Origin of the sequence: Rhizobium sp. N731 (genome assembly GCF_001664145.1) — a bacterium.
GTDB classification, from domain to species: Bacteria; Pseudomonadota; Alphaproteobacteria; order Rhizobiales; family Rhizobiaceae; genus Rhizobium; species Rhizobium esperanzae.
The window spans coordinates 3,257,391-3,280,389 of sequence record NZ_CP013601.1 but is presented as its reverse complement, the minus strand read 5'-3'; the positions used below and the strand labels follow the sequence as shown (position 1 = coordinate 3,280,389).

Here is a 22,999-nt window from a genome sequence, read left to right as displayed (position 1 = left end):
GCAAAAGTTCCGCCGGACTCTGCCAAACCTGCCCATCGGCAGACGGCGGCGAATGGAATCCGCCACGAAGCCCGAATACCATCGACAGCCTATTGCGGCGGAAGGCCGGCGCGCGCAAGGTCTGCTGCGGCGTGATCCATAATAGAAGGATCTCGGAAGTTCCAGGTCTGCCGCCACGACTGGATCGTCGCAGTCGGAGTTGACTTGAGCATCTTCTCGACGGCGGCTCGGGCGTCTGCCTCGCGTCCAAGACGCACATAGGCGATGGCTAGTTGCAATGGTGCGTCGGCGAAATCCGTTGTCTTCAGGACCTCAACTGCGTTCTCGTTTTTGCCAAGCACGATGTAGATAAAACCTCGCACATAGTTGAAAAACCAAGATAGCGCAGGGTCCCGCGCGGCTGCAGCGTCGGTCAGCTCCAGCGCCTTTTCGGGTTGACCGGCTTGTAGAAAGATACTTCCTGCGTCGGTAAGCGTGAACGCATTATAGGGTGCCGCCGCGATGGCCTTGTTCATTGCCGCAAGAGCGCCATCATGGTCCCTTTTGAGGGTCAGGAGCCAAGCGTTGAGCCAGTTTGCCAGTCTCGCCACTTGCGGGCTCAGATTCTTGTCTGCGAGGGCCTGATTGACCAGTCGCTCCGCCTCCCGAAGATCTTCCTGTGGGTCAGAACTGTAGAGCAGCGCGGCGTTCAACCAGTGAGACCACCCCAATTCGACGGTCAAAAGAGGGGAGCCAGGGAATGCCAGCAGGCCCTGTCGTGAAATCTCACCGGATCGTTCGATACCTTCCTTCGTGTAGAGGTTCAATTGGCTTTCCGCGCGCAAGTAGTAGTCGTATTCAGCAAGATTGGTGCCATCCTTACCCCAGGCCTGACTGTAGTCCGCTTTGCGAATGGCTCCGTATTCGCCCGTCATCGCGCCCACGATCTTGCCGGTCAATTCATCCTGAATCGCCCATGGGTCAGTTCCCGCCTTATCGAAGCGGTCCGCCCAGACATGGTCTCCCGTTTTAGCGTCGATAAGCTGTGCAACGATGCGCACTCTATCGCCTTCTTTACGCACGCTGCCCTCGACGACATAGCCGACGCCCAGTTCCTTGCCGATCTGGCGGATGTCGCCTTGCTTGCCCTCGTAGGCAAACGACGAAGTTCGCGAGACGACCGCAATGTCAGAAAAGCGCGAGAGGATCGCGATGACGTCGTTCGCCAGCCCTTCTCCCATGTACCCAAGGCTCTTGTCGGCACTGAGATCAGCGAAGGGCAATACGGCGACAGAAGGAATCGTACGAGGGCCCGCAGGAGAGACCATGGTCAGCGGATTCTGTAACGCCATCCATGCGGCCACCAAGGCGACGATGGTTGCCACGGCCCCAATGGCCCACCATCCTCGGCCCTTCCCGCGCTTGTGTCGAATGCGTCGGCGTGGCGCGGCGTCGATGCGCACTTGGTAGACATCGACAAGCTCTTCGATGTTCTTGACCTTCTGCCGCCCAACGGAATCGAAGGTAAATGCAAGTTTGTTCTCGACCTCCTTCGCCACCTTGCCGGAAACGCAGATCCCGGCCGGTGGCGCGAGTTGCTCCAGCCTGGCCGCGACATTTACGCCTTCGCCATAGCGGTCGTCACCGTCCACGATCACTTCGCCGATGTTGATACCAATGCGGACGTTGAACCTGTCCTCCTCAGGAACAGAGGCGTTGCGCTCGGTCATCCCGCGCTGCAAAGACACGGCACATTCGACGGCGTCGACCACGCTGCCGAATTCCGCGAGGAGGCCGTCGCCCATGAGCTTGAAGATGCGCCCATGATGCCGCGCGATCTCGGGCTCGAAAAGCTCGGTGCGGCGCGCTCGAAGACGGTCAAATGTGCCCGCTTCGTCTTGTTCCATAAGTGCGGAGTATCCGACCACGTCGGCGGCTAGAATTGCAGATAACCTGCGCTCCATGTCTCAATCCCCCGACATGAATTCTCCCCAGACATTATACACGATTTTGCCGCATGTTTCGGCGATGGCTAATAAACATCCGTCGGAGCATTCGGCCGGTGGCGCCCGATGCCGCTGCGGCTCTAAAACCGGGAATGGAACGGCACGGTATCGGATCGAAGATCACTGGAATGCATGCCGCCTCGATCGGCTGCAGCGACTTCCGCTATAGGAATGGAAAGCGGAGGACGCTCATCGTCTGCTTCCATGTCATGCGCGACGAGAACCAACTCATCGAGGCGATGGGCATGCCTAAATCCGGATCTAATTTGATGGAGGAGCGGCAGACGTGGCGCCAGCGTTCGGCTGAGAACTCGCCGTTTGTTCGGCTTGCGTGGCGTGCGGCGGTACCAGGAAATCGAGCAGACCGTCGCTCCGCAGATCGGCGGTTCTCTTTTCCAGAATGTCGCCAATCAAGGTCGTCAGAAATTCTGCCGTCATATGGTTCCAGTCTATGATGAACGGAACACCCTTGCTGCTGGTCAGGCACTTCTCCTTGTCGTAATCGCAGTGAAGCTTGACGATATCGATGTAGGTGAACGGAAGACCGGACGGGAAAAATGGCAGTTGCTCCAAGGGCTGGTTGGCCGGCGGATAGCTCGCTTCCCGCAGGCATATGGAGGCATCGGATTTTCTCTGAAACATCAGTCCCAGGCACGAGTGCAATTCGTCGAGCTGGAAATAATTTCCGAAAACGAAAACGCGCGCGTTATCCGAATGGCTTTTCATCCAGGAAATGAGCTCGAACCTGAACGGGTTGACGGGGTATTCGAAAGGCCGAAGGCTGGTGAGGAAGATTGCTTTGGTTCGGCTGAGCAGCGATTTGTCGTTGATATATTTTTCAAAGGGAATGCAGTATTTGTCGTAAATGCTGGCGCGAGAGGGAGCCTTAATAATATCGTTCTTGATTTCCACCATGCAGTTCAAGTAGCTGACCGCGACGATCTGATATCGGTCGGTATCGATGTAATTCTTCAGCGCGATCGACCAGTTTCTGGCGTGCGAGTCCCCAATGATGAAGATAATGGGTTTTTCAGCTTGAATGTTGTCGTTCAAGCTTAGAAAAGTGCTTTCGAGCCGCGCCTCGTTCGCCTGCGCGACAGGTGAATAGACGTCATCCAATCTGTTGGGAAAGCCGGCCATATGGATTGCTGACAGGACAGCAGCCGCGATGGTGGCAACCGATGTGCTCAGGGTGATCCACAGAGCGCGGCTTCTCCTGGTGTGGCGCAGGGGCTTTTCGATGACGACGAAGCTGACGACCGAGACCAACACCGTCACTGCGACGGCGAGAAGCTTGTCACCATTATCGAAATGCAAGCTTGTCAGCCGCGTGAAGGCGAAGACCGGATAGTGCCACAAATATAAGGAGTAGGACACCAGTCCGGTGAGCGCCGCAGGCCGAGAAGCCAACAGGCGCCCGACCGCGTTCTCACGGCTGGCGAATGCCAGCACCAGACAGGTTCCAAAGACCGGGATGACAGTGACCAGGCCAGGATGAACCGTGCCCCTTTTAAACAGGATGAGCGAACCGAGAACGAGGATAAGCCCGGCCGCTGCGAGCAACGGCTGGGGGCGAGGCCGTCCACGCCTCAGCTCGTAATAGGCGAGAAGTGTTCCGGCCAGCAGTTCCCAGGCCCGGGTGAGTGGCGAATAGAAGGCCTGCTGCGGATCGTGCCGTACCGTGACGAAACAGAATACAAAGCTGAGGGCTGCCGCGACCAACACGCATGGCAAAAACCTCGATTTCAGGTATCTGCGCACGATCAGCAACAAGACCGGAAAGGCGATATAAAACTGCTCTTCGACGCTCAACGACCAGGTGTGAAGAAAAGGCTTGAGAAGGGTATTGGGCTCCCCGTACTGGGCCGCAGTGAAATAAAAATAGATATTCGATCCGAACAGCAGCGACGAACCTACGGAGTTCGCGTAGTCCGTGAGTTCCAATGGCAACAAAAAATAATAGGCGAAGGGCATCGTCGCGAAAATGACTGCGAACAATGCCGGCAGAATTCGCCGGGCGCGCCGGGCATAGAATTTCAGGAAATCGATACGCCCCGTCGCTTCGATTTCCGTCAGCAGAATCTGGGAAATCAGGAAGCCGCTGATCACAAAAAATACGTCGACGCCAATGTATCCACCCTGAAGCAAGGTGTGGCCGGCAACCGTGAACTCGGCGTGATAGAGAATAACCGCGATCACCGATATGGCCCTTAGGCCGTCAATCTCTGGTCGGTAAACCTTCAATGCTAACGCCTGCCTTGGATATCGAGAGCGTAGTTTGGTCGCGCGCAGGGGTGGCGCTTTTGGGCTGACCTAACACAGAGATCTTCGAGGGAGAACAGTACGGCCTGATAAAAGCTTTGGGGGCGGGGCCGATTTCAATCTTTATTTTCTGTGCTGTTGTAAATCGGCATTCCGGAACCCTCGATGGGCAATCGGAAGGAGCGATGCAACCGCAGTTACCTTCGCAACAGGCTGCCTTGATTTCTGGCGTGTCACTGAGGGCGCTCGCCCCTGAGGCGTTCATCGCCGGAGACAGGCTGCCAACAACAGTCGCAGCAACGAAGACCGGGGTGATCGAGACCGTACGGCGGTCCAGCCCGCTTTCGAGGAGTGGAAAAGGATGAAGGCGATCGGCTCGGGATTTCAGGGCTGATCGCCTTCGCCGGCCTCACAATCGGCGGCATTGTCGCATATATGAGTGACGGGGCGGTGACTTGGGTGCGGCACTGGCCAAAGATCAACTGAACAGTGTCGTGCGCTCTGGATAAAAAAAGCCCCGCCGAGACGGGGCAATTAGTTGAGGACGAAACCGCGCGTCGGAAGTCAGAGGCTTGCGAGCGCAGGCATCTTGCGCGGTCTCAATGCGATAACGCTTGGCGGCCATCCTAGTTCCTGTGCGGTTTGGGACAGATTATTTGCTCTCGATGCTACGAGTTCTGTTTGCACAAAAAGAAACCCCGCAAGAGCGGGGATCAAGGAATGGGGGTGTTTGTGGGCACAACGCGTCGGGGCGCTGCGACGACTACTTTGCACAAGCTGGAGATTTTTTCAATAATATTACTTTTAACAGTTCTGCGTCCACAAATGTCTTTTACAACTAATGGATCTATTTTTGGATTTCGCACGAAAACACAAATTGACTTCTACTTGCAGTAATATTTCGTATCATTGGGGCGGGCTGCTCAGCGATCACTTGCTCACCCCAAGCATTGTATCTCCTGTACGTTGGGCGGCCACTCTCGCTCTCACAATCAGCCACACCAATCCTTGCGCTGCTTGGGGCTCCAGCTGCGAGCGAAGCCTTCAAACCGGCGGGCCGACAGCTTCCACTGAAGCTACTCGACAGCACGACACCGCGGCCGGCGCAGCTATCCTGCGCTATGAGCCGGTCAAGGCGCCACCTCCACCGGCCGCGGCAATGCCGCAGCCATCAGGCTTTGGTTATTCCCTCGGCGGCCCGCCCCGCCGCTCCAGCGCCGTCTTGCGGATGGTCTCCGCGATCTCCGGACTACTGCTCGACAATATCTGGAAATCCACGGCGTAGAGCGACAGCAGCGATACCTCGGTTGCTGCGCTGACCGTCGCTGAGCGAGGATCGCCACTGATCAGCGCCATCTCGCCAAAGAAGTTTCCGGCACCGAGTTCCACTGGATGGTCGGGTGTCGCCACGGTGACCCGCCCCTCGACAATGAAGAACATCTGATCGCCAACATCGCCCTTGCGGCAGATCACGGCACCTGCGGGGACAATGCGCGGTCGCAACGCCCGAACGATCTCGATCAGTGCAGCGGAACCAAGCTTCTGGAACAGGGGTACGGCAGCGACCAATTGCCAGTTGCGAACGAAGTCTTGGCGGCGAACCTCTTCGTAGAAGCCGGTGGCGAGGATGCCGGCCCAAAGAGCAAAAATACCGATCCCGCTCATCATCACCAATCCGGCCAGAACTCGACCTGCAAGACTCTGCGGGATCTCGTCACCGTAACCGGTGGTCGACAGCGTCACGACCGCCCACCACATCGCCTGCGGAATGCTGCCGAACTTATCGGGCTGGACGTCTCGCTCGATGATATAACCGGCCAACGCAGCGCCAAAAAGAACGATGCCGAACACCGATGTCACGCCAAGCAGATTGCGCGATTCATTCGCGACCACCTTTGCCAGCAGCCTGAAGAAGGTCGAGTCGCGCAACGGCTTGAGAAGCCAAACGGCGCAATAGAGGTCTCGATCACGGGACCCAACCAACAAGAATGCAGCAGCCGGAACCAGAACCGCGAGCAAATCGATCACGAGGGCCGTCATATCCCCCGACAAGCGGCGCCGTCGTGAAAGCAATGTGCCGCCCAGTTGGAGAACATAGACCAGCCAAATTGCCGCAAGTAGCAGCTCAAGGACAAGCCTCTCCTGTCCAGTAAGGCCCTGCGTCGTCAGTGCGGCAACGACCAGGAGACCGATTGTAGCGAACAGCGCATTGAGCGGCGTCGAAATCTTTGAGAAAGGCACTGCCGACATTACATACTCCCCACGCCCGGCATTCGTGGACAATAGATACCTTCGGGCCACACACAAGGGAACGGGGACTGATGCAATGTGTCTTCGCAGCAAAGAATTTGGCAGCCGGAATCGCGTTACAACATTTCACGGGAATGTAGATCATCCGAACAGCGAAAGGGAGCGCGTGACCTTGCTGACTGTGCGACACTAACGGTGCAGCGGCTATATCAAGGGTCGGCCGCAAACGCACGTATGCAGGGGCGAATTCTTCAACTATTTGATTAAAATTGGTTTTTGGAAAGCTCCTTCCGAGCTTCCGGTGAGGTCGGTCACCCCTCTCACACGGATGCCGAGCCATTTCCAAGATGGCAAGCGTGAGAAGTGGTGGCGCACCCGACAGGAAACGCCCGGCGCAGGGGCTTCCGGTATCTTGAAATCAAACCCACCTTGCCAAGATCTAAGCTAAGTAATGTGACGAAAGGTGAAGAAGTAAAGTCCGCAATAAGCCGGTTCAGGTGGTCAACAATCCGCCGCGCGGTGGCGTTTTTCTCGTAGTTCCTCCGGCGCAGGCTCTCTTTGGAACCCGTGTAGCTCGCCAAATTGGATCTTCATGGAAGGTGCGGCAACTGATTTGCTCCTCTGAGGCTGTCGCTCGAAGGGCGGCCCCTCGCGGGCACGGCGCTCTCAACGTATAGCACAGTCCGCCCCGGTGCATTCTCATAAACCGCAAACGTGGCGGCGTGCTGGCCGCCCACCTGTGAAAGTTGATAAGGTGGACTTTTCGGAAAAAGGCCCTACATCCGCTCTATCGTCGGCAACCGAATTCGTAGGCGCTGACGGCTGAGGGTTACTCTGTGCTCCCGCCTGCAAATTGCGGTGTGCACCTATGGGCAAGCCCCCCTTCGACCCGTTGAAATCCTCCCGCGCTCTCATCCAACGCTCATACGAGTTGCTGGCGTCCACCAGTCGGCTCGTCTCATCGGAACGGCGGTTCCAGGAGTTGGCCGAAAACGACCGCCCAGACCCAGCGTCTAGTCAACGCGAGGCCGTCTCCCCGGAAAGTTGAAAGCTTATGCTGGCGGTGTGGAGCGTACTTCGGTGGGCGCTCGAATTCGTCAGCAAAGTCTTTGGGAGCGCAACTGTGCTAAGTGCACCAGTCATTCCGCTGCTTCTGGCTCCATGTCCTGGCAAAGCCTTCCTCCTCCCGATCTCTCCCCATACGCTCGGTAGATGTTGACGAGCGGCCGGTGCGATTCTGTCCCCCCACGTTGCCTCATGCTCGTGTTGCGTAGCAGGGTTACGAAAAAAACGGCGCCGTCTCAACGGTGACTTGCTCTCCCAAAAAATACTTCGGCAAGCTGTATGCTTGCTGTGGCACATTAAGAAGAGTTCGTCCTAAAGAGCCATCGCTGCTTTCAACTATACCAGACCAGTGAATGCAGATTTACAAGTTTAGGCAATTGATCATCTTCAAAAGCGCGCCATCCTTCTGCGTGACAGTGGCGGCTGTACAAGCTTCGAATAATCATATGACGAGTAAGGTGAAGTCATCCTTAGAATGCTAACAGTCGCCCTGGCCGCGATGATCGCCATGTACTTTCTCGGCGGCATGAGCGCGAGACATGAGATCTTTCCTTGGCCACAACTTTCCGCGCTGAAGAAAACAGCTGTCGGAGAGAAGCCGCCGGCTCCAAGCCGTTATACTTTCGACGACAAGGAACGACTCATTGCCGATGAATCAAAAACCGCTGTGACCTGCCCCGCTCAAACTGATCGAACTGCTGTCCTACTCATTCTTGGCCAATCGAACGCGGCCAACTACGGTGGACAACGGCACCGGTCGGATTATGGCGCTCGCGTTGTAAACGCCTTTGACAAACGGTGCTTCATCGCGGCGTCGCCGCTTCTTGGCTCGACCAATACCAAGGGAGAGTACTGGACGCTTCTTGGGAACAAAGTGATCGCGTCGGGACAAAACGACAGCGTCGTCCTCGCACCTCTCGCATACGGCGGATCAGAGGTCGCACGATGGGCGACAGGCGGTGACCTCAATCCTGTGCTGGTCGATACAGTGAAACAGCTTCAGGATTCCGGTTATCGGATAACGAGCGTCCTCTGGGTGCAGGGAGAGGCGGACCTCGTTATGGGCACCACTTCGGAGGCCTATCAGAAACATTTCATGTCGATGGTCGACACATTGCGTCAGCACGGCGTCGAAGCACCCGTTTACATTTCGATCGCATCGAAATGCCTCGAACCGAGCAACGGCGGCTTCAAGGCACACATTCCGGACAATGCGATCGTACGGGCGCAACTGGCCCTATCAAAAAGCGGTCACGGTATCCGAGAGGGCGTCAATTCTGACGCGGCACTCGATGGAGACGACCGCTACGACGATTGCCATATCGGGGGCTCAGGCGCGGAGAAAGTGTCGCAGGCCTGGCTGAACCTTCTGCGTGGCGAGAGCCACCTGGAAAGCACGCGATAGTCTTGTCAGCAATTCCCCAGATCTGCGCGAAGCCTTCCTGCAGTACCGGAGTCCTGATAAAGCGAAATGCCCCGCCAGGACGGGGCATTTCGTACCAGGACTGATGCGACCTTATCAAGGATGCCGCACGAAGGGGAGCGGCAGGTAGAAGGATGACATGGTGCAGAAAATCGTCAATCTACCTGAATTTGCTAATCCTACTGCGACGCCCGCCTTGTGTTGAGATCAACCCGACGTAGGGCCTCAGGCCCAATTTTTCTGGCGGTGCTTACGCGGCGCGCGATCGGCCAAATCGTCATCGCTTTGGCATCGAACGGTTTCATCGTTCCGCGCGGGTCTGGATCTGGAGACAGCCAGCGCTCGTAATCCTCGGGACGAAGAACAACTGGCATGCGATTGTGGACTGCCGAGATCATCTCGTTTGATCGGCAGGTGACGACAGCGAAGCTCCGGATATCGAGGCCGGCCGGGTGGCGCCATTCTTCCCAGATGCCCGCCAGCGCGAACATCGAACGGTCCTTCATAGCAACAGCGTAGGGTTGCTTCTTATAAATCCCGTCCTGCCATTCAAAAAAGCCGCTAACCGGCACCAGACAGCGGCGTGACCGGTAGGCATCTTGGAATAGATCATTCGAGGCTATGTTTTCACAAGGCGCGAGGGCGGGCAGCTGGTGACGCGGTCGTTCCATCCATGACGGAATGAGGCCCCAGCGAGCGATGGCAAAGGCAGGCTTTGGCCGAACACAATCGCGTCCCACGTCCTGAATGATGATGTGATAAACTTCGGCGGGAGCGCCGTTGTAACGAGGGAGGCGCTCGCCCAGGTCGTAAACCTTACCGCGCTCGGCAAAGCTGAAACTTTGTGCCAGCTCGTCAAAAGACTGACTAACGTAGATGCGACGACACATGCCTTAATCCGTAGGGGGTACCAGATATTGCGATATGTGCCGCCGCTGAGAGACGTCAATGCCGAGGCGGCAGAAGGTGCGGTTCCGGCCGACTTTGACGAGCCGGCAGCGTCGACGGCCGTCAGTGAGGCGCAGAGGATCAATCCAGCAATCATCGGTCAAGGTCCCCGCGCTCGGCCGCCTCGAGTTTCTTCCTCAGGACGGCTTCTGCTCGCCGCTCGCGGAGGTAATGAGTTGTCTATGTCGGGGAGTGGGAAACGGCTTCAAGAAGCGTTCGCTACCGTGAGCAGATGGACAAGCTGATTTTCGGCGAGCCCGCAGTCGATACCGGGAGGAAGCGCAACGCAGTCTACATGCGTCCGGACCTTGTTGCTGAGATCGAATATCCAGGCTGGACGCATGACGAGATGCTGCGACATGCGTTGTATAAGGGACTGCGGGAGGCGCAGGATCACGCCGCGGTTTATGAGATGGCGTGAGAATTACAGCCTCACGCAATTGAGGCAGCTTAGGCATCGCTGCACGAAAGGAAAAACAACGACGCTGCGGCGCTTCTGAGCACACGTATGCAAGTCTGCTTAAAAGCAATTTTGCTTCTGGCCGCTATTGGTTTGAAGCCAGCAGCCGTTATCTGCGGCATAATCCTTGAGGAAGACAATCCCTTCGGACGGGGCGCCCTCTTTGCGCCACCAGCGCTGTGAGTCTGCGTAGCTGCTCAATTGGTGGTCGTAAGTCACCCGTAAGTATTGGAAAAGCTGGCGCACCCGACAGGATTCGAACCTGTGACCTTTGGAATCGGAATCCAACACTCTATCCAGCTGAGCTACGGGTGCATGCCGAAGGCGGTTTGAATCGCCTGTCCGATGGGTGGTTCTTAGCCTAGCTTGCGGCCGGCTTCAATCGCGAAATTCTCAGAAATACCGATGCTTGAGGTTTGGCACGTGTTTTTATCTGTCGGCCTCCGAGAACGCATAAAAAACTCCGCCAGCCTTGCGGGCGGCGGAGCTTGGTTGTCTGGCAGGGCGCCGGTGGCGTCAGATCTGCATGGCGCCGGGGCCGGGGATAGCTTTCGGCGGCACCTTGCCGAGGATGATCATGCCGAGCACCTCGTCCTTGGTCACGTCCTCGGTGCGGGCGTGGCCCACCACCTGGCCGTTCTTCATCACCGAGACGCGGTCGGCGAGGTCGAAGACATCGTGGATGTCGTGGCTGATGAGGAAGATGCCGATGCCTTCCTTCTTCAGCTGCTTGATCAGCTCGCCCACCTGCGCCGTCTCCTGAGGGCCGAGGGCCGCCGTCGGCTCGTCCATGATCAGGATGCGGGCGTTGAAGAGGATGGCGCGGGCAATCGCCACCGATTGCCGCTGGCCGCCCGAAAGCGCCTTCACCGGCTCCTTGAAGCGCTTGAAGTTGGGGTTCAAGCGCCCCATCACCTGGCGCGCCGAGGCCTCCATCGCCACGTCGTCGAGCGTGCCCCAGCGGGTCTTCAGCTCGCGGCCGAGATAGAGGTTGGCGGCGGCGTCGACATTGTCGGCGACGGCAAGCGTCTGGTAGATCGTCTCGATGCCGTATTTCTTGGCGTCACGCGGATTGCGGATGTCGGCCGGCTCGCCATTGATCAGGATTTCCCCCGAGTCGCGCTTGTAGGCGCCGGAGAGAATCTTGATCAGCGTCGATTTGCCGGCGCCGTTGTGGCCGAGCAGGGCGACGACTTCGCCGGGGTAGAGATCGACCGAGGCATTGTCCACGGCATGGATGCCGCCGAACGAGATCGAGATGTTTTTCAGTTCCACGAGGGGAGTGCGTTGATCAGCCATATCTGGAGCTCCTCTCACTTGGCACGGGCGCGGTAGACGGTGTCGAGCCAGACCGCCACGACAAGGACGGTGCCGACGACGACGCTCTGCAGCGGTGTGTCGACATGCGCCAGCACCATGCCGGATTGCAGCGACTGCATGACGAGCGCGCCGAGCATGGCGCCGGCGATCGTGCCGGTGCCGCCGGCCAGCGACGTCCCGCCGATCACGGCGGCGGCGATGGTGTAGAGCTCGTCGAGCGTGCCCTGCGAGTTCGTTGCGGCGTTGAGGCGGGCGGTTGATATCGCGGCTGCGATTGCGGCCAGAATGCCCATCAGCGCGAAGATGCGCACCGTCACCCAGCGGGTCTTGATACCGGCGAGTTCGGCCGCCTCGGGGTTGCCGCCGATCGCGAAAACATAACGGCCGAAGCGCAGGCGGGTGGCGATGAAGGTCATGATGATGCCGACGACGATGGCGATCAGCACCGGCACGGCGATGCCATAGGGAATATCGAGGCCGGTCTCGGGCCAGGGGATATTGTTGGTCTCGGCATATTTCTTGGCGATGTTGATCGGCCAGTAATAGCTGTTGGCGATCGAGACGGCCCCGAGGATCAGGAAGCAGCTGAGGATCGCGAGAAAATATTCCGCCCAGATCGGCCGGCGCGGAAAGCCGAAGCGGCGGCGCTGATGGCGCGAGCCGATGATGCTGGCGATGACGAAGAGGCAGGCGGCGATGCCGACGATCCAGCTCCAGGTGGCGCCGATCGAGCCCTCCGCGCCCCCGCCCATGATGCGGAAGGTCTGGTCCATGGGGGCAACCGTCTGGCCGCTGGTTACAAGCCAGGTCGCGCCGCGCCAGACGAGCAGGCCGCCGAGGGTGACGATGAAGGAGGGAACGTTGAGGAAGGCGATGATCATGCCCTGGAAGGTGCCGATCAGGCCGCCGGCGATGAGGCCGACGAGCAGCGTGATCACCCAGGTGAGGGGGCTGTCGAAGCCGATATATTCCGGCAGGATCTTCGCCTGCGTCACGCCCATGATCATGCCGCAGAGGCCGAGCACGGAACCGACCGAAAGGTCGATGTTGCGGGTGACGATGATCAGCACCATGCCCGTCGTCATGATCGCGATGTCGGTCGTCTGGACCGAGAGGTTCCAGAGATTGCGCGGGGTCAGGAACAGGCCGCCGGTGATGATGTGGAAACCGATCCAGATGATGATGAGCGCGCCGATCATGCCGAGCAGGCGTGTGTCGATCTCGGTTGCGCGGAAGAAGCGGGTCACCGCATTGGCTTCCGCCGTTCGCGGCCCGCTTGATGTCGTTGATTTTACCATTTCGGCCATGGGTTTTGCCGTTCCCCCATTGTGTTTGGACGGCTGCGCCGGGGTGCCTGAAATTGTCGGCGGCGTCATCGTCTGTTCTTCAACTGACCATCGCGATGCTTCCGGAAACCGTGGCGTGGCGACGCGACATCCTTCCGGCAGGGAATGCAAATCCGCGATGGTGCGGCGAGGCGGAGAAAACTTCGTCGTTGGAATTCCCGTCCGCATCCGGCGCCGCAGCGGTTTCCGCTGCGGCGCCGGTTATTCTAATTCAAAGTTCACTTATTTGCAGGCAGCAACCGTGCCGGCCTTCACACCCTGGCAGGCTTCAGCCTTGGAAATCCAGCCGGCGTCGATGACGACGTTCAGATTGTCCTTGGTGATCGCGAGCGGCTTCAGGAAGACAGACTGCATTTCCACGCCCTTCGGGCCGCCCTTGAAGGCCTGTGCGCCGTCGATCTTGCTCATGTCCTTGCCGCCGGCGAGGTCGAGAGCGATTTCGGCGGCGCGCTTGCCGAGTTCGCGGCTGTCCTTCCAGACGGAAACCGTCTGCGTGCCGAGAGCGATGCGGTTCAAGGCCGCCTTGTCGCCGTCCTGGCCGGAAACCGGAACGGAGCCGGCGAGGCCCTGGGCGTCGAGCGCTGCGATCGCGCCGCCGGCCGTCCCGTCGTTGGAGGCGACGACAGCGTCAACCTTGTTGTTGTTGGCGGTCAGGAACTGCTCCATGTTGCGCTGGGCGTTCTCCGGCAGCCAGCCGTCCGTATAGGCTTCGCCGACATTCTTGATCTTGCCGGCGTCGATCGCGGCCTTCAGCACTTCCTGCTGGCCCGAGAACAGGAAATCGGCGTTCGGGTCGGAGGACGAGCCCTTGATAAAGACGTAGTTGCCTTCCGGCTTCGCCTTGAAGACGCCCTGAGCCTGCAGGCGGCCGACTTCCTTGTTGTCGAAGGTGATGTAGAAGGCGGCCGGATTTTCGATCAGGCGGTCGTAACCGACGACCGGGATGCCTTCAGCGGCGGCCTTTTCGATTGCCGGGCCGATCGCGTCGGAGTCCTGGGCAAGGATGATCAGCGCGTTGGCGCCCTGCGAGATCAACGATTCAACGTCGGTCAGCTGCTTGGCGGCAGAAGACTGCGCGTCAGCGGAAATATACTTGGCGCCCTTGGCTTCGAGAGCCTTCTTGATGGCGGCTTCGTCGGTCTTCCAGCGCTCTTCCTGGAAATTCGACCAGGAAACGCCGACGACGAGATCGGCAGCCATGGCGGCAGTATGCACGGAAACGAGAATGGCAGCCCCTGCCATCAGTTTCATAATAGACTTCATAATTGTCCTCCCGAGTGAGTTGCGACCGGCCCAGCCCATGCTTCCTCCGGCCACCGCGAAAGCTGCCGAGATTTTTTTCTCGACAGTCGAGAAATTAACTGTCAGAGATTTTTTCAACTGTCAACTCTGCATCGCCGGCTTAATTGGCTTGCGCAAAAGCGACCGGAGATGCAGGGGAAGGTGAGGGCGATGAAGAGCATGATGCCGAAAACCGTGAACGGTTTTCGGGCGGCGTCATGGTCTCACGAGAGCAGGAGGAGAGGGCGGCATCCATGCTGACCAAGTCGAGCACGGAGCTGGTCCGGCAGAGAAACAGCGTGCTCGTGCTGTCCGTGCTGCGGCGCCACGGCGCGCTCGCCCATACCGAAATATCCGATTTCACCGGCCTGTCCTCGGCCACCATTTCGGCGATCACCGCCGATCTGGAACGCGCCCACATCATCGAAAAATCCGAACAGCAGGCGGCAAGCGGCCGCGGCCGGCCGCGCGTGCTTTTGCGCCAGCGGCGCGATTGCGGCTATCTGATCGTCGTCATCATCTCTTCGGATGCGGTGCAATATTCGCTTGTAGATTATGCCGGCAAGCTGATCGACCGTTTCAGCGAGGAGCGCTCGCATGATCCGGCGGGTGCCACCCGCTTCGTCGCCGCGGTGCAGGCCGGGCTTTCGCGCATTCTCGATCGTTCCCGGATCTCCCAGGACAAGGTGCTGCTGATCTCGATCAGTTCCAAGGGCCTCGTCCATTCCGCCGAGCCGGTCCTTCTGTGGTCGCCGATCTTCGGCAGCGACCAGATCGATTTCGAATCGGCGTTGCGGCCGGACTGGCAGGCCAAGGTCATTCTCGACAACGAGACGCTGCTCGTTGCCGCCGCGCTCGGTGCCCGCGAGGAGATCGCCAAGGGCGCCGATTTCCGTTCGCTCGCCGCACTTTCGCTCGGGCACAGCATCGGGCTCGGAATCGTCCGGCGCGGCGGCCAGACCGGCCAGGAGATCTCGGCTCCTAATTTCGGCCATATGCTGCACATGGCGGGTGGCGGTCTCTGTCGCTGCGGCACCCGCGGCTGCATCGAGGCGTATGCCGGCTTCTACGCCATCCTGCGCAGCGCCTTCGAAGTGCCGCTCGATACGATCCCGGCGAAATTCGTCCCCGTCGCCGAACTCGACAAGATCGCCGCCCGCGCCCGCCAGGGCCACCGCACCTCCACCTTCGCCTTCCGCCAGGCGGGGCTGGCGCTCGGCAACGGCCTGTCGCGCATGCTGAGCCTCACCGAACGCATGCCCATCGCCATCACCGGCCCCGGCACCCGCTACTACGACCTGCTGCGCCAGGGCATCGAAGAGGGCCTCGGCCAGTCGCATATCGTGCGCATGGAAGGCATGCCTGAGATCCGCGTCGTCCCCGAAGAACCCATCCTCGTCTTCGAAGGTCATCTCAACCGGGCGCTCTCGGTGATCGACCAGGATATCGTGGTCTCGGGCGTTCAGGGCGGGGAGTAGTGGTTCCCCCTTCGCCCCAGCGGGGAGAAGGTGCCCGAAGGGCGGTTGAGGGGGCCACAACCGCCGACAGAGATTTCTTTAAGTCTCTGTCATAATATTGCTTTGGGCCTTGGAGCAGCTGGCAGCCTTGTGTCCGCGGCCCCCTCATCCGACCCTTCGGGCCACCTTCTTGGATGAGCAAAATGTAGGATACTGATGCCTGCCGGGCGGGTGGCCGCCCGCCCGGCAGCTGGTTGTCGGATCGTCACCTTCTTAGCCGTTAGGGGCTGTGGGGAGCAGGATCGCAACCGGCTCTTCATCTGGCCCGTGTGGTTGCAGGAACCTTGGGGTTCGTATCCAAGACAGGGACGACGAAGATGACCGATAATAGCATGATTTGTGCCGGAATCGATGTCGGCAAAAGCCATCTCGACATTGCCCTCCATCCCGGCCGCGCAAGGCTGAGGGTCACTTATGACGCTGCTGGCCTGAAGGCGCTTGACGCCTTTCTTCAAGAGCATGACGTCAGCCGCATCGGCTTCGAAGCCTCCGGCGGCTATGAATGGCGGTTGCTGGCGCATCTGCGGGCCGGCAAGCGGCCGGCGGCGCGTCTGCAGCCGGCGCAATTGCGCTTCTTTGCCAAGAGCCGGCTCAAGCGAGCCAAGAACGATCGCCTCGATGCCGTGCTGATTGCGCTCTTCACGGCAAGTCTCGAGCAGTTGCCGGCGCTGCCGGATGCACGCCTCGACAAACTGGCGGCCGAACTGACCTATCTGGAACAGATCGAGCAGCAGATCGCCCTGATCAAAACCTTTGCCGAGACCGCCTTGTCGGAGGCGATCAAGCGCCGTCATGCGCGCGAGGTCGCCCGCCTCGAAACCTGCCGAAAGGCCCATCTGCTGCGGCTCGAAAAGATGGTTCGCGACGATTGTGACCTTTCGCAACGGCTCGATCTGCTGACCTCTATTAAGGGCATCGGGCTGCGCAGCGCCCTGTGCCTGATCATTCGGCTGCCCGAGCTCGGCCATGCCAGCCGCGCCGAGATCGCCGCCCTTGCCGGCGTCGCACCCTATGACGATGATAGCGGAAAATATCATGGCAGACGCCGCATCCAGGGTGGTCGCGAACGCCTGCGAAAGAGCCTGTTCATGTGCGCGTTTACGGCAACCCGGCACAATCCGGATCTCGCCTCTTTCTACGCCCGCTTGCGTCAGAACGGAAAGGATCACCTGTGCGCCGTCATAGCCGTCGCACGCAAACTCATCGTTCTCGCCAACACAATCCTCTCTCGAAAGACCGAATGGACGCCACAATACCAGCAAAAATGAAACATGGTTGCTCCCCGCTGGGGCGAAGGGGCCAGGCTCCGTCGAACTCTCCCTTTCCCTGTAAGGAGGGGCCTTATTGAGCCTGCCCCACAAACGCAAAACGGCCGGGCAGAGCCCGGCCATCTCATGCACGACTTCCGGTCGGGAGAGGACCGTCAGCCGATCTTGATCAGCTTGCCTTCCTTGACCGACTGGACGGCGGCGTCGGCGAGCGCCAGTGCTGCCAGGCCATCGGCGCCGGAGGGCGCAATCTTCGTGCCCTTTTCGATCGCGGCGATGAAGGCGGCGATCTCGTTGGCATAGGCTTCGGTGTAGCGGGTCATGAAGAAATCATGCAGCGGCGGGCGGGTGTAGCCGTCGCCGTTCGCCACTTCGATCGAGACCGGGCGCTGGTTTTCGGCTGCCGCCATGCCCTTGGAACCGTGTACTTCGATGCGCTGGTCGTAGCCATAGGTGGCGCGGCGGGAGTTGGAGATGACGGCCTGTTTGCCGGATTTGGTCTGCAGGATCACCGAGACGCTGTCATAGTCGCCGGCTTCGCCGATCGCCTTGTCCACCAGCACGGCAGCGGTCGCCAGCACCGAGACCGGCTCTTCGCCGAGCAGGAAGCGAGCCATGTCGAAATCGTGGATCGTCATGTCGCGGAAGATGCCGCCCGAGCGCTTGATGTAATCGACCGGCGGGGCGCCTGGGTCGCGCGAGGTGATCGTCACCATCTCGACATCGCCGATCTTGCCGTCGTCGATCACCTTGCGCACGGCCATGAAATGCGGGTCGAAGCGGCGGTTGAAGCCGACCATCAGCTTGGCGCCGGTCTCTTCCACCACCTTGATGCAGGCCTTGACACGGGCGACGTCGAGATCGATTGGCTTTTCGCAGAAGATCGCCTTGCCGGCGCGGGCGAAGCGCTCGATCAGGTCGGCATGGGTGTCCGTCGGCGTGCAGATAACGACGGCGTCGATGTCTTTGGCGGCTTCGATTGCCTCGATGGTGCGGACTTCGCAGCCATAGGCCGAAGCGATCGCTTCCGCCGCCTGCGGAAAGGCGTCCGCGACGGCGACCAGCGTCGCATTGGCATCGCCGCTGACGGCCTTGGCGTGAACCTTGCCGATGCGGCCGGCGCCGAGAAGACCAAATCTTACAGTCATTCCAATCTCCCTTGAATTCGGAACAAATAAACCGAATTGCCAAAAATCTGAAATTTTCATTCCATCATCTTTGCGTCGCGTCAAGCCCGCGACTCTTTCACATTTGCAAGATTCAAACTAAAGGACAGTGCGACAAAATGCGACCGTGGGGACAGACATGCAACTGATCGATCCGAACCATCCGGCATATCAGCGCCTCTGGGTGCGTGTCGGCATCGTTGCCGTCTGCTTCGGCTGGGCCACGGTCGAGATTATCGGCGGCGATCCCTTCTGGGCGGTGATCTCCGCGGCGGCCGGTGCCTATGCCTTCTATATGCTGTTCTGGACCTTCAAGCCGCAGGCGGCCGAGCCGGTTGTGCAGCCTGATGCCGAGGGAGAGGAAGAGCCCGAGACATCCGCGGAAAAGCCTTCGAAAGGCGAGCTGGCGGAATAATCAGCGGGCGATTCGCCGCAGCGGGTAGGCGATCGGCTAGCATCGTCCGCTTGGTCTCAGCCCAATAATCGAAGCGCGCCGCGCTCGTTCCGATGCGCGCCGCGCTTGACATCTTTGTTCGATATTATCGCAAGACCGGCGCACGGTTCCGCGTGCAGCGAGCCCGGTCTCCGCGCAGTCCCGTCCTGTCAGAGTGACAATTCCCTAGCTTGCGCGTCGATCTTTTCGCAGGCATTCCCGAACGGATCGCGGATCGGTACCAGCGGCGAGACGCTGAGCAGGAGAAGCGCTTTCAAATGTGACCAGCCGCCTCCGAGCAACGGCGCAAAGGGTGTCATCACATTGCGTTCCTCTCCATAGAGACGCTCGTACTCTGCAAAATTGCAGAAGTTCTCGTGATTGCTGTCCTGCAGGCGGAAGGACTCGGCCGCAGCACCTTCGGCTAGGATAACTTCGTGCGTATCGAGCATGACGGCATAGTAGTCGATCGATGCGTCGGTGGCCGGAGTGACCGGTGCGATCGTCGTGCCGTTCACGAGCTCCTTCACCTGGATCAGAATGCCGTCCAGGTACAGCGCATGACCAGGCGACAGATAGAGATCCGAATGTGGGGTGTGCCCGTCCAGTGCGTGGCGGCAAACCCGGATCGGCGCGACGTCTTTTTGCCAGCGTGCGCCGCTCTTCCTGAAGCTTTGGCGGCCGACCCACTTGACCGCACGGGTGCTGCCGTCCGGAAGGGCAACGCGATCGCCGATGCTGAGATCCTCGACGGGCTTCTCACCGCCATCCGTCAGGATCGCCGTTCCCCGCAGGAAGCAATTTGCGCCGCTGCCGCCATGGCCACCTCTTCCGCCTGGGCCACCGCTCCCGCCGGAACCTCCATGTCCACCGGAGCCGCCACGTCCCCAACGGCGACCCATCGCTTTGGCCGGAGAGGTGGAAATTGCCGTTGCCATGGCCGCCACGCCGGCGAGGCGAGCACCGGCGGCTGCGGCTACGCCTAGAAAATGTCTGCGCGCAGTGTTGCGCGGCTGCTTCGGATCTTCCGTAGATGACATGTGGGCGATCTCCTGAAAACATTTCAACCGCTCGATGCTACAACGTGTTGTATCGCATTCAATTTCGCCAGTTAGAGCGGTGCCCTATGAAAATGACGTAGGCATGGATTAGGCGGTCGCGAAATACGCTATGTCAGATATCAAAAAGCGGGAGGTTTATATGCTACCGCAGCGCGAAAGAATCGAACTGAGTACCGTCGTGACCGGTTGAATCGCCGGAAAACAGCACATATAGCGTGCGCGTACCGAGCCGGATGGCGGCTCCTCCATGGCGTCGGAGTGTTTACCCGCGCTCGAGATAGCTTCAGCTATGTGGCAGGCGGCGCATCGCCTCGTCGATCAGCAGATTGGCGATCATCATGCGCCTGTTGGCATTGTCGCGGAAAGGCTCTGCGACGCCGTCAGGATGATTGGCCTTGGCAAAGGTGCGCCGCTTCTCGTTCAGCGTCTGTTGGGTATCGGCGGCAGCGATCGCCAGTTCGACGGCGATCTCTTCCGGAGCAATGCGGGCGAGATGGTCCGGCATGACGGGTTCCGGCTCCGGCGGAAGAGCCTCCTCGGCCGCAGGCTCGCTGCCGAGATTGTCGAAATAAGCGTCGCCGATCCGCTGCGAGGCGACCGAGATGCCTTCCATGACATCGAATGCGAGGCCGGTGGCAAGCCCGGATACGCGGTGGGCAGCCGGCGCGTGCGTCTGTTCGGCCGGTTCTTCCTCCGCCTTCAGCCGCTCGAGCACTGATTGAAATACCGATTGTCCGAACAGCATGCGCCTTCCTCTCGACGACATAAGATCTGGGCAAGATGGCGCAGAGCTTGCGGTTAAATCGATGGAGCATGATCTCGCCCGAAAACCGCGTCGCGCTCTAGCCGCCCTGCTTGCGGCTCTCCTCGAGGATGATGTCGTAGAGCAGCTTGGCGCTCGGCGGCAGCGCCCGTTCTCTCGCCGTGATCAGGCTGTAGGGCTTGACGTTGATGTCGAAATCGATCGGCAGCATGCGCACGTCGGACGCCTTGGCACCTTGGCTTGCGAGGAAATGGGCGACGTCGACGGCGACGGGGGCGATCGCATCGGTTTCGCAGACGATGGCGCAGGTGAGCAGCAGCGAGGAGGTGTTGACGATGTTCTCCGGCAGCGCCACGCCGCGCGACAGGAAGATGTCTTCGATCGTGCGGCGCAGCAGCGTGCCCGGCGGCTGGAACACCCAGTCGTAATCCCTGACGTCGGAAAGACTGCTCGTCTTCTTTCTTTTGAGGAGCGGATGGCGGTTGCGCACGATCAGGCAGGCCCGTTCGATGCCGATCTCTTTCACCTCGAACAGGCGCGGGTTGAGGTCGTCGGGAATGCGGCCGATGATGAAGTCATGGCGGGCGGCAAGCAGCTCGCGGGCGAGCACGTTGCTCGTCTCCACCTGGATGTTGATCTCGATGCCGGGATAGGCCTTGCGCACCCTGTTAATCGCCGGCACGACGAGGCTCATGGCCGGCGCCGTCACCGCGCCGATGAAGACCGAGCCGCCCTTGCCGCTCTTCAATTCGCCGATCTCGCGGCTCGCCTCGCGCAGCTCCAACAGGATCTTGCGGGCACGTCTGGCGAGCGCCGCGCCGAAGGTCGTCAGCACCACGCCGCGGGCGACGCGTTCATAAAGCGACGTCTTGGTGATCGCCTCCATTTCCGACAGCATGCGCGATGCGGCGGGCTGCGAGATGTTGAGCACATCCGCGGCTGCGGAAATCTGTCCACTATCTTCGATTGCGACGATGATGCGCAGGTGATTCAGCTTAAGTCCCGAACGAAGAAAGCTGTCGTCGCCGAAATTGTCGCTGTGGATATCGACGTGATCCATCGAAATTGGCTCTGAAACGATCGTCATGGTTGCAGCCTCCCCACTGCGCTCCATCAAAAGTAATACTTTTTAACGATATACCAAAATTGTTATGCACATTACCACTTATTCTATTTGACAGTTATAGGAATCCATACCAGTTTGCCGCCGTGTGCTGGTTGGCACTCAACACGTGTGAGATCGTGGAGGAGACCTACTTCGTTTCTCACCATCTGAAGTAACTATCCAATACGGAACCTGCCACAGTTTCGGGGCGGGCGGTTTTCCGTCCGCTGCTCTATTAACAAGGGAGAGAGAAATGAAATCCATTATCTCATTGATGGCTGCGGCTGCCTTCGGCGTCGCTTCGTTCGTTGCACCGGCTATGGCCGCCGACAAGGGCACTGTCGGTATTGCCATGCCGACCAAGGCTTCGGCCCGCTGGATCGACGACGGCAACAACATCGTCAAGCAGCTCCAGGCTGCCGGTTACGGCACGGATCTGCAGTATGGCGACGACGACATTCCGAACCAGCTTTCGCAGATCGAAAACATGGTTACGAAGGGCGTCAAGGTTCTCGTCATCGCTTCGATCGACGGCACCACGCTTTCCGACGTTCTCCAGAAGGCTCACGATGCCGGCATCAAGGTCATCGCTTATGACCGTCTGATCCGCGATTCGGGCAACGTCGACTACTACGCCACCTTCGACAACTTCCAGGTCGGCGTTCTGCAGGCTAACTCCATCGTTGACGGCCTCGGCCTCAAGGATGGCAAGGGCCCGTTCAACATCGAACTCTTCGGCGGTTCGCCGGACGACAACAACGCCTTCTTCTTCTATGATGGCGCAATGTCCGTCCTGCAGCCCTACATCGACTCGGGCAAGCTCGTCGTGAAGTCCGGCCAGACCGGCATGGACAAGGTCGGCACGCTGCGTTGGGATCCGGCAACGGCCCAGGCCCGCATGGACAACCTGCTCTCGGCTAACTACACCGACGCCAAGGTCGACGCCGTCCTGTCTCCCTATGACGGTCTCTCGATCGGCATCATCTCCTCGCTGAAGGGCGTTGGTTACGGTACGGCTGCCCAGCCGCTCCCGATCGTCACCGGTCAGGACGCTGAAATCCCGTCGGTCAAGTCGATCATCGCTGGCGAACAGCACTCCACGATCTTCAAGGACACCCGCGAACTCGCCAAGGTCACGGTTGCCATGGTCGATGCCGTCATGTCCGGCAAGGAGCCTGAGGTCAACGACACCAAGACCTACGACAACGGCGTCAAGGTCGTTCCGTCCTATCTGCTGAAGCCGGTTGCCGTCGACAAGACCAACTACAAGCAGATCCTGGTCGACAGCGGTTACTACACCGAAGACAAGCTGAAGTAAGTTAAGCTGGAGGCCGGAGCCTGCGCTT

The 22,999-nt window shown here is 59.4% G+C and carries 16 protein-coding genes, 1 tRNA gene and 2 pseudogenes; 7 read left to right on the top strand and 12 right to left on the bottom strand.

Annotated features, from left to right (window positions below; genetic code table 11):
* Positions 1-89 precede the first annotated feature (89 nt).
* Together AMK02_RS16085 and AMK02_RS16080 are read right to left on the bottom strand one after the other, a co-directional pair.
* A complete protein-coding gene (locus AMK02_RS16085; protein ID WP_064804327.1) occupies positions 90-1,943 on the bottom strand; it encodes an adenylate/guanylate cyclase domain-containing protein in 1,854 nt (617 codons plus the stop codon).
* A gap of 303 nt (positions 1,944-2,246) precedes the next feature.
* Entirely contained in the window at positions 2,247-4,229 is a 1,983-nt protein-coding gene (locus AMK02_RS16080) for an acyltransferase family protein (RefSeq protein ID WP_064804325.1), read from the bottom strand.
* 346 nt (positions 4,230-4,575) lie between these two features.
* Here AMK02_RS16080 and AMK02_RS32170 point away from each other — a divergent pair.
* Positions 4,576-4,733, top strand: a pseudogene (locus AMK02_RS32170) (DUF1515 domain-containing protein); the annotation flags it as partial.
* A 696-nt stretch (positions 4,734-5,429) separates the two neighbouring features.
* Here AMK02_RS32170 and AMK02_RS16070 read toward each other — a convergent pair.
* Positions 5,430-6,497, bottom strand: a complete 1,068-nt coding sequence (locus AMK02_RS16070; RefSeq protein WP_064804323.1) for a cyclic nucleotide-binding domain-containing protein — start codon at positions 6,495-6,497, stop codon at positions 5,430-5,432.
* 1,540 nt (positions 6,498-8,037) lie between these two features.
* Between AMK02_RS16070 and AMK02_RS16065 the strand changes: the two genes are divergently transcribed.
* Positions 8,038-8,967, top strand: coding sequence for a sialate O-acetylesterase (locus AMK02_RS16065; RefSeq protein WP_442966360.1), 930 nt, complete (start codon positions 8,038-8,040; stop codon positions 8,965-8,967).
* Positions 8,968-9,164: 197 nt separating this feature from the next.
* Here AMK02_RS16065 and AMK02_RS16060 read toward each other — a convergent pair whose 3' ends face one another.
* Positions 9,165-9,875 carry an SOS response-associated peptidase gene (locus AMK02_RS16060; RefSeq protein ID WP_064804319.1) on the bottom strand — a complete coding sequence of 237 codons (711 nt, stop codon included), beginning with the start codon at positions 9,873-9,875 and terminating at the stop codon, positions 9,165-9,167.
* Positions 9,876-10,073: 198 nt separating this feature from the next.
* Here AMK02_RS16060 and AMK02_RS32165 point away from each other — a divergent pair.
* Positions 10,074-10,354 (top strand): annotated as a pseudogene (locus AMK02_RS32165) (non-homologous end-joining DNA ligase); the annotation flags it as partial.
* A 277-nt stretch (positions 10,355-10,631) separates the two neighbouring features.
* Here the strand turns inward: AMK02_RS32165 and AMK02_RS16050 are convergent.
* The 4 genes from AMK02_RS16050 to xylF form a co-directional block, all read right to left on the bottom strand.
* A tRNA-Arg gene (locus tag AMK02_RS16050) sits at positions 10,632-10,708 on the bottom strand.
* A 201-nt stretch (positions 10,709-10,909) separates the two neighbouring features.
* Positions 10,910-11,692, bottom strand: coding sequence for an ATP-binding cassette domain-containing protein (locus AMK02_RS16045; RefSeq protein ID WP_064804315.1), 783 nt, complete (start codon positions 11,690-11,692; stop codon positions 10,910-10,912).
* A 14-nt stretch (positions 11,693-11,706) separates the two neighbouring features.
* Complete coding sequence (locus AMK02_RS16040) at positions 11,707-13,020, bottom strand: sugar ABC transporter permease (RefSeq protein WP_064804314.1); 1,314 nt, start codon at positions 13,018-13,020, stop codon at positions 11,707-11,709.
* Positions 13,021-13,281: 261 nt separating this feature from the next.
* Entirely contained in the window at positions 13,282-14,322 is a 1,041-nt protein-coding gene (gene xylF / locus AMK02_RS16035; protein WP_064804312.1) for a D-xylose ABC transporter substrate-binding protein, read from the bottom strand.
* 272 nt (positions 14,323-14,594) lie between these two features.
* Here xylF and AMK02_RS16030 point away from each other — a divergent pair, with 272 nt between their 5' ends.
* Positions 14,595-15,818: an ROK family transcriptional regulator gene (locus tag AMK02_RS16030; RefSeq protein ID WP_064804310.1), complete on the top strand. Its 1,224-nt coding sequence runs from the start codon at positions 14,595-14,597 to the stop codon at positions 15,816-15,818.
* Between the two features lie 356 nt (positions 15,819-16,174).
* Entirely contained in the window at positions 16,175-17,125 is a 951-nt protein-coding gene (locus AMK02_RS16025; protein WP_064800413.1) for an IS110 family transposase, read from the top strand.
* A gap of 155 nt (positions 17,126-17,280) precedes the next feature.
* On the opposite strand, the gene iolG is transcribed toward AMK02_RS16025, so the two are convergent.
* Positions 17,281-18,273, bottom strand: a complete 993-nt coding sequence (gene iolG / locus AMK02_RS16020) for an inositol 2-dehydrogenase (RefSeq protein ID WP_064804308.1) — start codon at positions 18,271-18,273, stop codon at positions 17,281-17,283.
* A 157-nt stretch (positions 18,274-18,430) separates the two neighbouring features.
* Between iolG and AMK02_RS16015 the strand changes: the two genes are divergently transcribed.
* Positions 18,431-18,706, top strand: a complete 276-nt coding sequence (locus AMK02_RS16015) for a hypothetical protein (RefSeq protein ID WP_064804307.1) — start codon at positions 18,431-18,433, stop codon at positions 18,704-18,706.
* Between the two features lie 188 nt (positions 18,707-18,894).
* On the opposite strand, the gene AMK02_RS16010 is transcribed toward AMK02_RS16015, so the two are convergent.
* The 3 genes from AMK02_RS16010 to AMK02_RS16000 form a co-directional block, all read right to left on the bottom strand.
* Positions 18,895-19,764, bottom strand: coding sequence for a Hint domain-containing protein (locus AMK02_RS16010; protein WP_064804305.1), 870 nt, complete (start codon positions 19,762-19,764; stop codon positions 18,895-18,897).
* Between the two features lie 304 nt (positions 19,765-20,068).
* Positions 20,069-20,530 (bottom strand): hypothetical protein, encoded by a 462-nt coding sequence (locus AMK02_RS16005; protein ID WP_064804303.1) that lies wholly within the window; start codon positions 20,528-20,530, stop codon positions 20,069-20,071.
* Positions 20,531-20,627: 97 nt separating this feature from the next.
* Positions 20,628-21,635, bottom strand: a complete 1,008-nt coding sequence (locus AMK02_RS16000; RefSeq protein WP_064804301.1) for a LysR family transcriptional regulator — start codon at positions 21,633-21,635, stop codon at positions 20,628-20,630.
* Between the two features lie 271 nt (positions 21,636-21,906).
* Between AMK02_RS16000 and chvE the strand changes: the two genes are divergently transcribed.
* Entirely contained in the window at positions 21,907-22,971 is a 1,065-nt protein-coding gene (gene chvE, locus AMK02_RS15995; RefSeq protein ID WP_004668889.1) for a multiple monosaccharide ABC transporter substrate-binding protein, read from the top strand.
* The last annotated feature ends 28 nt before the right edge of the window (positions 22,972-22,999 follow it).